This window comes from Pseudomonas sp. Tof1, assembly GCF_055390395.1.
In genome coordinates, this window is record NZ_AP024344.1 from 1,920,254 (window position 1) to 1,933,112 (window position 12,859).

The following is a 12,859-nucleotide window of genomic DNA, read 5'->3' on the forward strand; positions in this document are numbered from 1 at the left end:
TCAGATAATCAGCATAAATCTTCTGCAGATAGGATGCTTGATCGAACGATCAACGGCAGAAGTCAAGTGGTTGGCGCCGTTCTGACGTTGCTCGATGTCGTTTTCAATCGGCGCGGATGGCTGTGGGAATGCGCCTGAGCCGCTTAGAATGGCGACACGAATCCATCGCTCCACGGGACTGTCCATGCACATTTCATCCGGCCGTTGGGGCTACGGATTGTTTCTTGCCCTGCTCACCGCTGTGCTCTGGGGCATCCTGCCGATCAAGCTCAAGCAGGTGTTGCAGGTGATGGACCCGGTCAGCGTGACCTGGTGCCGGCTGATGGTTTCCGGCGGTTTTCTGTTCTTCTACCTGGCGGCCAGCAAACGGCTGCCGAACTGGCGCGCCCTGGGGCCACGGGGCGGCTGGCTGGTGCTGCTGGCGGTGTTCGGGCTGGTGGGCAACTATGTCCTGTACCTGATGGGGCTCAGTCTGTTGAGCCCCGGCACCGCGCAACTGGTGGTGCAGATGGGGCCGATCTTCCTGCTGGTCGCCAGCCTGTTCGTGTTCAAGGAGCGTTTCAGCCTGGGGCAGGGGATCGGTCTGGCGGTGCTGCTGATCGGCTTTGGGCTGTTCTTCAACCAGCGCCTGGAGGAGTTGTTGACGTCCCTGGGCAATTACACCGCCGGGGTGCTGCTGGTGTTGCTGGCGTCCACGGTCTGGACCTTCTATGCCCTGAGCCAGAAGCAACTGCTGACGGCGTGGAACTCCTTGCAGGTGATGATGGTGATCTACCTGTGCTGTGCCTTGTTGCTGACACCCTGGGCGCATCCGGCGCAAATCCTGCAACTGAGCCCGTTGCAGGGCTGGCTGCTGTTGGGCTGCTGCCTGAATACGCTGGTGGCCTATGGGGCCTTTGCCGAGGCGCTGGCGCACTGGGAGGCTTCACGGGTCAGCGCGACGCTGGCGATCACGCCGCTGATCACGTTCGGCTCGGTGGCCCTGGCCGCCTGGATCTGGCCGGACTACGTGCACGCCGAGGACATCAATGGCCTGGGTTACGGCGGGGCATTGCTGGTGGTGCTCGGTTCGGCGCTGGTGGCCCTGGGGCCATCGCTGATTGCCGGGCTCAAGGCGCGACGGGCCAGAGGGTTGTCCACCTCGTAGCCGGTGATCCACGCAGGCCCAGGGAATCGGCCTGCTGGCGATGGCGGCCTTGTCCGACAGCACAGGAAGTGCTGGATGGCCGCCGTTGGCCGGTCGCCAGCAAGCCGGCACCTACAGGTTGTGCGCCGGGCTTGTCGGCGGCAGAGCCGGGTCAGCCGTTCTTGCCTGCCTCCAGCATGTTTTCGGGGCGGACCCAGGCGTCGAACTCTTCGTCGGTGAGGTAGCCCAGCTCCAGCGCCGACTCGCGCAGGGTGAGGTTCTCGGCATAGGCCTTCTTGGCGATTTCCGCCGCCTTGTCGTAGCCGATATGCGGGTTCAGCGCGGTGACCAGCATCAGCCCACGCTCCAGGTGCGCAGCCATCTGTTGCGGGTCGGGTTCCAGCCCGGCGATGCAGTGGGCCTGGAAGTTGCTGCAGCCGTCCGCCAGCAACTGAATCGACTGCAGCAGGTTATGAATGATCACCGGCTTGTACACGTTCAACTGCAGGTGGCCCTGGCTGGCGGCGAAACCGATGGTCACGTCATTGCCCAGGACCTGGCAGGCGAGCATCGACAGCGCTTCGCACTGGGTCGGGTTGACCTTGCCGGGCATGATCGAACTGCCCGGTTCATTGGCCGGCAACTTGACCTCGGCGAACCCGGCGCGGGGCCCGGAGCCGAGCAGGCGCAGGTCGTTGGCGATTTTCATCAGGGCCACGGCCAGGGTCTTCAGTGCCCCGGACAGGCTGGTCAGCGGTTCATGGCCGGCCAGCGCGGCGAACTTGTTCGGCGCGCTGACGAAGGGCAGGCCGGCGAGGGCGGCGATTTCCGCGGCGATCGCTTCGGAGAAACCATGGGGCGCGTTGAGCCCGGTGCCCACCGCCGTGCCGCCCTGGGCCAGTTCGCAGACGGCCGGCAAGGCCGCGCGAATCGCCCGTTCGGCGTAGTCGAGCTGGGCGATGTAGGCGGAAACCTCCTGGCCGAAGGTGATCGGCGTCGCGTCCATCATGTGGGTGCGCCCGGTCTTGACCAGCTTCATGTGCCGCGCCGCCAGTTCGGCCAGGCCGCCGGACAGTTCGGCGATCGCCGGCAGCAACTGCCGGTGCACCGCCTGGACGGCGGCAATGTGCATGGCGGTGGGGAAGCAGTCGTTGGAGCTTTGCGAGCGGTTGACGTGGTCGTTCGGGTGCACTGGCGACTTGCCGCCACGGCCCTTGCCGGCCAGTTCGTTGGCGCGTCCGGCGATGACCTCGTTGGCGTTCATGTTGCTCTGGGTGCCGCTGCCGGTCTGCCAGACCGCCAGCGGGAACTGGTTGTCGTGCTCGCCGGCGAGCACTTCGTCGGCCGCCTGTTCGATCAGTCGGGCGATGTCGGCGGGCAGGTCGCCGTTACGGTCGTTGACCCGCGCCGCGGCCTTCTTGATCAGGGCCAGGGCGTGCATCACCGCCAGCGGCATCTTTTCGCTGCCAATGGCGAAGTTGATCAGCGAGCGCTGGGTCTGTGCCCCCCAGTAGGCTTCTTCCGGGACATTCACCTGGCCAAGACTGTCGGTTTCGATACGGCTCATCGGACACGCTCTTCCTTAAATGACTGATTGGTGAAGTTTAGGCCGTGATCTGCCGGCCAGGTTCCCCATACAGGTTTTACCGGAGCAGGGACGCTGGAACCTGTCACAATCGGTGTCGGGGTTGAGTGACACACTTTGTTAGGCGCAGAATGGGCGTTCTTGGGGTTTTACCTCGCCTGCTAGAAAGGAAACTCGATGACCCGTCTTCGTGCCATCTGTACCGCGGTTGCTCTGGTATGTGCCAGCGGCCAGGTTTTCGCCGATACCGCCAGCCACAACGCCAGTGCCGAAGCTTTCCTGACGCTGGCCCACGCCGACAAGCTCGGAACCCCGGTCTACGCACAAGTGCAGCAGATGTTCGCCCAGCGCTTTGCCCAGACCCAGGCGCCGGACTCGAAAAAGCCGCTGCTCGACACCTACCAGGCCAAGGCCAACGCCGCCCTGGACCAGGCGATCGGCTGGGACAAGCTCAAGCCCGACATGGTCAAGCTGTACACCAGCAACTTCAGTGAGTCGGAGCTCAAGGACCTGGTGGCCTTCTACCAGTCGCCGCTGGGCAAGAAAGTCCTGGAGAAAATGCCGCAACTGACCCAGCAATCGGCCCAGATGACCCAGGCCAAGCTGGAGAGCGCGGTACCGGTGGTCAACAAGCTGCTGGAAGACATGACCAACGAGCTGGCGCCGGCCAAGCCTGCCGCACCGGCCAAGAAGAAGTAAGCGGGGCCCGGGATGAGCATGCAACAACGTATCGAGACCGCCCTGGGCGCGTTGCACCCCGAGCACCTGCAGGTGCTGGATGAAAGCCACATGCACAGTCGCGGGACCGAGACCCACTTCAAGGCGGTGCTGGTCAGCGAGCAGTTCGCCGGGTTGAACAGCGTCAAGCGCCACCAGAAGGTCTACGCCACCCTGGGTGACCTGATGGGGCAGTTCCATGCGTTGGCCCTGCATACCTACACCCCCGAGGAGTGGGCAAAAATCGGCGTGGCACCGGCGTCGCCGACCTGCGCCGGCGGAGGACACTAGGCTCGCCTTTTGTTAGAATCCGCAACGCGCCGCTTCGTCGGCGCGTTTTTTTTGCATCCGGTTCGCCCTTTGCGAGGGCAGCCACCTGGAGAGAAATACCCATGACTCAACCTGTCGTCGTGGCGGCACTGTACAAGTTCGTCACCCTCGAAGATTACGTCGCCTTGCGCGAACCGCTGCTGCAGGCGATGCTCGCCAACGGTATCAAGGGCACGCTGCTGATCGCCGAAGAAGGCATCAACGGCACCGTTTCCGGCAGCCGCGAAGGCATCGACGGCCTGCTGGCCTGGTTGAAGAACGACCCGCGCATGGTGGACCTGGATCACAAGGAGTCCTACTGCGACGAGCAGCCGTTCTATCGGACCAAGGTCAAGCTGAAGAAGGAAATCGTCACCCTCGGCGTCGAAGGCGTGGACCCGAACAAAAGGGTCGGTACCTATGTCGAGCCACAGGACTGGAACGCCCTGATCGCCGATCCGGAAGTGCTGCTGATCGATACCCGCAACGACTACGAGGTGTCGATCGGCACCTTCGAAGGCGCCATCGATCCCAAGACCACCAGCTTCCGCGAGTTCCCCGACTACATCAAGGCCAACTTCGATCCGGCCAGGCACAAGAAGGTCGCGATGTTCTGCACCGGCGGCATTCGTTGTGAAAAGGCCTCGAGCTACATGCTCGGCGAGGGTTTCGAGGAGGTGTACCACCTCAAGGGTGGCATCCTCAAGTACCTCGAAGAGGTGCCTCAGGAACAAAGCCAGTGGCGCGGTGACTGTTTCGTCTTCGATAACCGCGTGACCGTGCGGCACGACCTGAGTGAGGGCGACTACGACCAGTGCCACGCCTGCCGTACCCCGGTCAGCGTCGAGGATCGCGCCTCGGAGCACTATGTGCCCGGCATCAGTTGCCCGCATTGCTGGAACACCTTGAGCGAGAAGACCCGTCGCAGTGCCATCGACCGGCAGAAGCAGATCGAACTGGCCAAGGCGCGCAACCAACCGCACCCGATCGGCTATAACTATCGTCAAGCTTCCGAGGCCTGAACCATGTCCGCGCGCCTGCTCTATGTGATGGATCCGATGTGCTCCTGGTGCTGGGGTTTCGCCCCGGTGGCCGAGGCGCTGGTCAGGCAGGCGCAGGAAGCCGGGGTAGAACTGCACCTGGTGATGGGCGGCCTGCGCACCGGCAGCGGTGCCGCGCTGGAGCCCAATACCCGGCGCTACATTCTCGAGCACTGGCAGGCGGTCACCGAGACCACCGGCCAGCCGTTCACGCTCGACGGGGCCCTGCCGGACGGTTTCGTCTACGACACCGAGCCGGCCTGCCGGGCAGTGATCACCGCCCGCAGCCTGGCGCCGGACTGCGCGTGGGCGCTGGTGGGGCTGATCCAGCGAGCCTTCTATGTCGAGGGGCGTGACGTCACGCAGGCCTCGGTACTGGTGGAACTGGCGGAAAAGGCCGGACTGCCGCGCATCGAGTTCGCCGGCGCTTTCGATACCGCCGAGCAGCATGCAGCCACCGCCGCCGATTTCACCTGGGTCCAGGACCTGGGTATCGCCGGTTTCCCGACGATGCTGGCCGAACGCAATGGCCAACTGGCCCTGCTGACCAATGGCTACCAGCCGCTTTCCGAGTTGTCGCCGCTGCTCGGCCGTTGGCTGGAGCGCGCGGCCTGTGCCTGACGCGGCATCGGCGCAGGACCGCCTGAGCTGGGCGGAGATTCGCCGTCTGGCACTGCAACACCGCAAGGCCCTGTGGATCGCCAACTCGGTCGCCGTGTTGGCGACCTTGTGCAGCGTGCCCATCCCGTTGCTGTTGCCACTGCTGGTGGACGAGGTACTGCTCAAGCACGGCGACGCGGCACTGCAGGTGATGAATCACCTGCTGCCCGGCCCCTGGCAGACCGCCGTCGGCTACATCGGCCTGATGTTGCTGGCGACCCTGTGCCTGCGTTGTGCCGCGCTGCTGTTCAACGTCCTGCAGGCGCGGTTGTTCGCCGGCCTGGCCAAGGACATCGTCTATCGCATCCGTATCCGCCTGATCGAGCGCCTGAAGCGGATCTCCCTCGGCGAGTATGAAAGCCTCGGCAGCGGCACGGTGACCACTCACCTGGTCACCGACCTGGACACCCTGGACAAGTTCGTCGGGGAAACCCTCAGCCGTTTCCTGGTGGCGATGCTGACGCTGCTCGGCACCTCCGCCATCCTGGTGTGGATGCACTGGAAGCTGGCCTTGCTGATCCTGCTGTTCAACCCGCTGGTGATCTATTTCACGGTGCAGTTGGGCAAGCGGGTCAAACACCTGAAGAAACTGGAGAACGACAGCACCTCGCGCTTCACCCAGGCGCTGACGGAAACCCTCGAGGCCATCCAGGAAGTCCGCGCCGGCAATCGCCAGGGATTTTTCCTCGGCCGTCTCGGGCAGCGGGCTCGTGAGGTGCGCGATTATGCCGGGGCCTCGCAGTGGAAAAGCGATGCCTCGGGGCGGGCCAGTGGCCTGCTGTTCCAGTTCGGCATCGACATCTTCCGTGCCGCGGCCATGCTGACCGTGCTGTTCTCGGACCTGTCGATCGGCCAGATGCTCGCGGTCTTCAGCTACCTGTGGTTCATGATCGGTCCGGTGGAGCAGTTGCTGAACCTGCAGTACGCCTACTACGCCGCCGGCGGCGCGCTGACGCGGATCAACGAGTTGCTGGCACGGGCCGACGAGCCGGCGTACCCGGGGGTGTCGATCCCTTCGTCGGGCGCGAAACGGTGGGCATCGAGGTGCGTGGACTGAGCTTCGCCTACACCGAGGAGCCGGTTCTCGACCAGCTCGACCTGTCCATCGCGCCCGGCGAGAAGGTGGCGATCGTCGGTGCCAGCGGTGGCGGCAAGAGCACCCTGGTGCAACTGCTTCTCGGGCTCTACGTGCCGCAGTCCGGAACCATCCGCTTCGGTGGTTCGACCCAGGCCGAGATCGGCCTGGAAACCGTGCGCGAGCATGTCGCCGTGGTGCTGCAGCATCCGGCCCTGTTCAATGACACGGTGCGTGCCAACCTGACCATGGGCCGCGAGCGCAGTGACGAAGCCTGCTGGCAGGCGCTGGAGATCGCCCAGCTGGAGAGCACCATTCGCGGCCTGCCACAGGGCCTGGACAGCATCGTCGGGCGTTCCGGCGTGCGTCTGTCCGGCGGCCAGCGCCAGCGCCTGGCTATCGCGCGGATGGTCCTGGCCGAGCCCAAGGTGGTGATTCTCGACGAGGCCACCTCGGCTCTGGACGCCGCGACCGAATACAACCTGCACCAGGCCCTGGGCCGCTTTCTCAACGGCCGTACCACGCTCATCATTGCGCATCGGTTGTCGGCGGTGAAACAGGCGGACCGGGTGCTGGTCTTCGATGGCGGGCGAATCGCCGAAGATGGCGACCACCAGCAACTGATTGCCGACGGGGGCCTGTACGCCAAGCTCTACGGGCACCTGCAGAAAATTTGACGCCCTCGGGTTTGACTCGATTTTCCATGCCCGGTGGTTGAATTAATGACAATAAACGAGTTTTCCCGGTAGGGTCGCGCAACCGGCCAAAAGCACGGGTAGCCAGCTGATCAACAATCCATCCGAGGTTGTCGAAATTAGCCTAGGCTGTGCTTTCAGGGGCGAAAACTCTCGGCTGTTCATCCGGCGGCACTGGTGCAAGGGTACCCATGAAGCGCAAGCAGACTCTCGGAACGCCCCGGCTGTTGGGCATCGTCTGGCCTTTTATCGCCGTCGTCCTGTTGCAGGCACTGCTGGGCTGCCTCAGTCTTTATGTGCTTTCGGCGGTGCGTGGCTATGTGGCGGGCGAGAGTCTCTGGTCCAAGGGCCAGAAGGACGCCATCTACTACCTCAATTTGTATGCCGACAGCCGCGACGAGGCGATTTTCCTCAAGTACCAGCAGGCTATTGCCGTCCCCCAGGGCGGGCATGAGTTGCGTATCGCCCTGGATGCGCCGATCCCGGACCTGGAGGCGGCACGCCGGGGCATCCTGCAGGGCGGCAACCACCCCGATGATGTCTCCAGTATCATCTGGCTGTATCTGAATTTTCGCCACTTCAGCTACCTCGAGCGGGCGATCGAGAAGTGGACGGTGGGCGACAGCTACCTGGTGCAACTGGATGAAGTCGCCCGGCAGATGCATCAGGCCATTTCCGCCAACAGGGCCACGACGGCCGACATCAAGCGCTGGAAAAACCATATCTTCGCCATCAACGACGGCGTGACCCCGGCGGCGAAGGCGTTCAGCGATGCCCTGGGTGAGGGCTCGCGGGTGATTCTGCGCCTGCTGCTGGTCACCAACGTCACGACGGCCCTGGTACTGATCATCCTGGCCTTGCTGCGTACCCACAAACTGCTGGCTCAGCGCCATGCCTTTGCCGATGCACTGCAGGTGGAAAAGGAGCGGGCGCAGATCACCCTGGAATCGATCGGTGACGGCGTCATCACCACCGATGTGGAGGGGGCCATCGTCTACATGAACCCGGCTGCGGAGCAACTGACCCACTGGAAGGCCGGGCAGGCCTATGGCTTGCCGCTGGGAGCGCTGTTCAACCTGCTCGACGAGAATGCCCAGGACGAAGGCTTCATGCTGATCGAGCATATTCTCGGCGGGCGGCTGGGCGGTGGCAGCGAGCATTCCAAGCTGATCCAGCGCCTCGATGGCAGCACGGTGTCGGTGACCCTGGTCGGGGCGCCGATCCGCAATGCCGGCAAGGTCAGTGGCGCGGTGCTGGTGCTGCATGACATGACCCAGGAGCGGCAGTACATCGCCAACCTGTCCTGGCAGGCCACCCATGACGCCTTGACCGGCCTGGCCAACCGTCGCGAGTTCGAATACCGGCTGGAGCAGGCCCTGCACAACCTGACGCGCCAGCCGGCCCGGCATGTGCTGATGTTCCTCGACCTGGACCAGTTCAAGCTGGTCAACGACACCTGCGGGCATGCGGCCGGCGACGAGCTGTTGCGGCATATCTGCGCGCTGCTGCAGTCCGGCCTGCGCGAGGGCGATACCCTGGCGCGACTGGGTGGGGATGAATTCGGAATCTTGCTTGAGAATTGTCCGCCAGACGCGGCTGAAAAAATTGCGGAAAACCTGCGTCAGACCGTACAGAACCTGCACTTCGTCTGGAAGGGCCGACCTTTCGTGACCACCGTCAGTATTGGCCTGGTGCACCTGCACCAGATGCCCGCCACCCTCGAAGCCTCGCTGCGGGCGGCGGACATGGCCTGCTACATGGCCAAGGAAAAAGGTCGTAACCGGATTCAGGTGTATCACGCCGACGATTCCGAGCTGTCCCTGCGATTCGGGGAAATGGCCTGGGTCCAGCGCCTGCACATGGCGCTTGAGGAGAACCGTTTTTGTCTGTATTCGCAGGAAATTTCCCCGCTGGGTCAGACCGATCCCGCAGGTGGTCATGTAGAGATCCTGCTACGCCTGCACGATGAAGCCGGGCGCATGATCCTGCCCGACAGTTTTGTTCCGGCCGCTGAACGTTACGGCCTGATGAGCCAGTTGGATCGCTGGGTCGTGCAGAACGTGTTCAAGGTGGTTGCCGAGTGCAGCGCCCAGGGGCGTGCGGAGCCGATGGCCATGTGTGCGATCAATCTGTCAGGCACGACCATCGGCGACGAGGGGTTCCTGGAGTTCCTCCACGAACAATTTGCGTTGCATGGTATTTCGCCACAGATGATTTGTTTCGAGATCACCGAGACCAGCGCCATCTCCAACCTCGGCAGTGCGATTCGTTTTATCAATGAGCTCAAGGGCTTGGGTTGTCACTTCTCGCTGGATGACTTCTGCGCCGGTATGTCTTCGTTCGCCTATCTCAAACATTTGCCTGTAGACTTCCTGAAGATCGATGGAAGTTTTGTAAAGGATATGCTGGACGACCCGATTAACCGGGCCATGGTCGAGGTGATCAACCACATCGGGCATGTGATGGGTAAGCGAACGATTGCAGAGTTTGTCGAAACGCCGCAGATCGAGCAGGCCTTGCTGGAGATCGGCGTCGATTATGCCCAGGGCTACGTGATCGAACGCCCGCAGTTGTTCACCTGCGACAGTCTGTTGCGTCGCCCTGCCCGGACTCGTCCGCTGTTGTTCAAGGCGCCCGGCACTTTCCGCTGAAACCCTTCCAGATCGGCCTAATCACCACTCAAAAGGAAAGGAGCTCAACAGTGATCGACGCATTCAGCAGAACCGGCCCGCTTATGGAAGCCACCAGCTATCCGGCCTGGGCACAACAGCTCATTCGGGACTGTAGCGAGAGCAAGCGCCGTGTTGTCGAACACGAACTTTACCAGCGGATGCGCGACAACAAGCTGAGCGCGAAAACCATGCGCCAGTACCTGATCGGTGGCTGGCCGGTGGTCGAGCAGTTTGCGTTGTACATGGCCCAGAACCTCACCAAGACCCGCTTTGCCCGTCATCCTGGCGAAGACATGGCGCGCCGCTGGTTGATGCGTAACATCCGCGTGGAGCTGAACCACGCCGACTACTGGGTGCACTGGAGCCGGGCCCATGGCGTGACGCTGGAAGACCTGCAGGCGCAGCAGGTGCCCCGGAGCTGCATGCTCTGAGCCACTGGTGCTGGCATACCAGTTCGGCGGATTCGCTGGTGGTGGCCATTGCCGCCACCAACTATGCCATCGAGGGGGCCACCGGCGAGTGGTCGGCGCTGGTCTGCTCGACCGGCGTCTATGCGGCGGCGTTCCCCGAGGAAGAGCGCAAGCGCGCGATGAAGTGGTTGAAGATGCACGCCCAGTATGACGATGCCCACCCCTGGGAAGCGCTGGAGATCGTCTGCACCCTGGCGGGGACCCATCCGAGCCAGGCGTTGCAGACCGAGCTGCGTCAGGCCATCTGCAAGAGCTACGACTACATGTACCTGTTCCTGGAGCGCTGCATGCAGCTGGAAAAGACTCCGGTCGCCCGTGAGCGCGTGGCAGAACTCGTCGGCAGTTGAGTCGATGAAGGACGGCGGGCCGTTCCGCGGGCTGGCCCCGCAAGCGACGCCAGAGGGCTAGCCCGCCATTGCCAGTCGGTTGCGACCTTCGCGCTTGGCGACATACAGGGCGCTGTCGGCGCGGCGCAGCAGGCTCTGCAGCGACTCCCCGGGCAGCAGGGTGGCACAACCCAGGCTCACCGTCAGTGCGATGGTCTGCTCGTTGGCGGCGTAATCCCGGGACTGTGCGGTCTGGCGCAGGCGCTCGCCCACCAGCGCCGCTGCCTCCCGGCCGGTGTTGGAGAGGACGACGAGAAATTCTTCTCCACCGTAGCGGAAGATCATGTCGATGTTGCGCAATTGCTCCTTGATCGAGGTGGCGACGGCCTTGAGTACCTGGTCGCCGGCCGCGTGACCGTGGCTGTCGTTGATGCGCTTGAAGTGATCTATATCCAGCATCAGCAGCGACAGCGGCTGGCTATGGCGGCGCGCCAGGTCGATTTCCCGCTGCAGGGTCTGGTCCATGGCGATGCGGTTGCCGGTTTCGGTCAGCGGGTCGCGCAGGGCGCTCTGGGTCGCGGCGCGATAGAGCAGGGCGTTGCGCATCGGGTAGAGCAGGCAGGACAGCAGCGATTCGAGGTTGCCCAGCTCCTGTTCGGTGAAGCGCTGGCTGCGCCGAAACAGCAGTTCGCCCATGTGTTCGCCTTCATGGCTGAGGCTGTAGCTCACCGAGTGGTGGCCGCGCTGGCCGAACTCCAGGCGCAAATCGCTCGGCTGGTGCGTGTAGACCAGCGACTGCAGCGGCACCAGGCGCTGGATCTCGCGGAAAAACAGGCCGAGGATGCGCTCCGGCTCCAGGCTGGTCTGCAATTGCAGCATCAGTTGCTGGCGCAATTGCGTCAGTGTGGTCGGGCGGTGGAACAGGGAGGGGGCTTGGCCGAAACCCAGGCGCTGCAGCTTGGCGCTATCGAAATCAATGGCGTTGGTCTGGATCGGTGTCTTCATGGTAGCGGGCCCCCTGGGCTCAGCATGCAGTCTTACAGGCTGGCGAATGCGGTTTGGGGCTGCGCAGCGTACTGGTCCATCAGTCCCGTAGGACCTTTGGCATCAGTCTAGTCGCTCGGGCCGGGCTTTGCGGGCCTGGCCGATGGAATGCCCATGGCGTTCACCTGGCGTGTCTGAAGGAAGTTAGAGCGAAAGTCGTGCCAATCCGTTCACTTGAATATAAGTCGTTTAAATTCAGTGACTTGTTTTTTTGAGGCGGAATAAGACAAGGCGGGGCGGCAATTCCTTGACTTGCCGTAGTGGCTTTTTGAGATTTATTGCGTGCCGTGCCGGTATTCCGGCACGGTGCGCAGGGCGGGAGCCTACTGGGCGTTGAAGGCCTGGCCGTTGATGCCGGTACTGTCCGGGCCCATCAGGTAGAGATAGACCGGCATGATCTCTTCCGGGGTCGGATTGTTCAGCGGGTTTTCGCCGGGGTAGGCCTGGGCGCGCATGCTGGTACGGGTGGCGCCCGGGTTGATGCTGTTGGCGCGCACTGGCGCGACGTTGTCCAGCTCGTCGGCGAGGGTCTGCATCAGGCCCTCGGTGGCGAACTTGGAGACGCCATAGGCGCCCCAGTAGGCGCGGCCCTTGCGACCGACACTGCTGGACGTGAAGATCACTGAGGCATCCCGGGACAGCTTGAGCAGTGGCAGCAGGGTGCTGGTGAGCATGAACATCGCATTGACGTTGACCTGCATGACGCGCATGAAGTTGTCGCCCGAGAGCTGTTCCAGCGGGGTGCGCGGGCCGATGATCGAAGCGTTGTGCAGCAGGCCGTCGAGATGGCCGAACTCGTTCTCGATCATCGCCGCCAGTTCGTCGTACTGGTGCGGCAGGGCGGTTTCCAGGTTGAAGGGAATCACCACCGGTTGCGGGTGGCCGGCGGCCTCGATTTCGTCGTAGACCTGAGTCAGGTTGGCTTCGGTCTTGCCCAGCAGCAGTACCGTGGCGCCGTGGGCGGCGTAGCTCTTGGCAGCGGCCGCACCGATGCCGCGACCGGCGCCGGTGACCAGGATCACCCGGTCCTTGAGTAGTTCGGGGCGGGCGGAATAATCAAACATGGCTAAACCTCAACAAATTGGGGAGGGGCGCTACCGGTAGGCGCCGGCTTGCTGGCGATCGCTTGACGCGGTGTGG

The 12,859-nt window shown here is 63.3% G+C and carries 10 protein-coding genes and 2 pseudogenes; 8 read left to right on the forward strand and 4 right to left on the reverse strand.

Features of this window, described 5'->3' with window-relative positions; genetic code table 11:
• Positions 1-186, reverse strand: a complete 186-nt coding sequence (locus ACZ5KU_RS08945) for a hypothetical protein (protein WP_152974447.1) — start codon at positions 184-186, stop codon at positions 1-3.
• Here ACZ5KU_RS08945 and ACZ5KU_RS08950 point away from each other — a divergent pair.
• Positions 185-1,147 (forward strand): DMT family transporter, encoded by a 963-nt coding sequence (locus ACZ5KU_RS08950; RefSeq protein WP_054060551.1) that lies wholly within the window; start codon positions 185-187, stop codon positions 1,145-1,147. The genes ACZ5KU_RS08945 and ACZ5KU_RS08950 overlap by 2 nt on opposite strands.
• Before the next feature lie 151 nt (positions 1,148-1,298).
• Here ACZ5KU_RS08950 and ACZ5KU_RS08955 read toward each other — a convergent pair whose 3' ends face one another.
• Positions 1,299-2,693, reverse strand: coding sequence for a class II fumarate hydratase (locus ACZ5KU_RS08955; RefSeq protein ID WP_054060550.1), 1,395 nt, complete (start codon positions 2,691-2,693; stop codon positions 1,299-1,301).
• 195 nt (positions 2,694-2,888) lie between these two features.
• On the opposite strand from ACZ5KU_RS08955, the gene ACZ5KU_RS08960 reads away from it, so the two are divergent.
• The 7 genes and pseudogenes from ACZ5KU_RS08960 (at position 2,889) to ACZ5KU_RS08990 (ending at position 10,696) form a co-directional block, all read left to right on the forward strand.
• Positions 2,889-3,410, forward strand: a complete 522-nt coding sequence (locus tag ACZ5KU_RS08960; RefSeq protein ID WP_017906393.1) for a DUF2059 domain-containing protein — start codon at positions 2,889-2,891, stop codon at positions 3,408-3,410.
• A gap of 12 nt (positions 3,411-3,422) precedes the next feature.
• Positions 3,423-3,719 carry a BolA family protein gene (locus ACZ5KU_RS08965; protein ID WP_054060549.1) on the forward strand — a complete coding sequence of 99 codons (297 nt, stop codon included), beginning with the start codon at positions 3,423-3,425 and terminating at the stop codon, positions 3,717-3,719.
• Positions 3,720-3,820: 101 nt separating this feature from the next.
• Complete coding sequence (gene trhO, locus ACZ5KU_RS08970) at positions 3,821-4,759, forward strand: oxygen-dependent tRNA uridine(34) hydroxylase TrhO (RefSeq protein ID WP_054060548.1); 939 nt, start codon at positions 3,821-3,823, stop codon at positions 4,757-4,759.
• Positions 4,760-4,795: 36 nt separating this feature from the next.
• On the forward strand, positions 4,796-5,398 hold the full coding sequence (locus ACZ5KU_RS08975; protein WP_192842784.1) for a DsbA family protein: 603 nt from the start codon (positions 4,796-4,798) through the stop codon (positions 5,396-5,398).
• Positions 5,391-7,189: pseudogene (locus tag ACZ5KU_RS08980) on the forward strand (ABC transporter ATP-binding protein). The gene ACZ5KU_RS08975 and the pseudogene ACZ5KU_RS08980 overlap by 8 nt, the downstream one beginning before the upstream one ends.
• 209 nt (positions 7,190-7,398) lie before the next feature.
• Positions 7,399-9,858, forward strand: coding sequence for an EAL domain-containing protein (locus ACZ5KU_RS08985; RefSeq protein WP_054060545.1), 2,460 nt, complete (start codon positions 7,399-7,401; stop codon positions 9,856-9,858).
• Positions 9,859-9,941: 83 nt separating this feature from the next.
• Positions 9,942-10,696 (forward strand): annotated as a pseudogene (locus ACZ5KU_RS08990) (TenA family transcriptional regulator).
• A gap of 57 nt (positions 10,697-10,753) precedes the next feature.
• Here the strand turns inward: ACZ5KU_RS08990 and ACZ5KU_RS08995 are convergent.
• Both ACZ5KU_RS08995 and ACZ5KU_RS09000 read right to left on the reverse strand, forming a co-directional pair.
• Complete coding sequence (locus ACZ5KU_RS08995) at positions 10,754-11,680, reverse strand: GGDEF domain-containing protein (protein ID WP_054060543.1); 927 nt, start codon at positions 11,678-11,680, stop codon at positions 10,754-10,756.
• A 362-nt stretch (positions 11,681-12,042) separates the two neighbouring features.
• A complete protein-coding gene (locus tag ACZ5KU_RS09000; protein WP_054060542.1) occupies positions 12,043-12,783 on the reverse strand; it encodes a YciK family oxidoreductase in 741 nt (246 codons plus the stop codon).
• Positions 12,784-12,859: the final 76 nt, after the last annotated feature.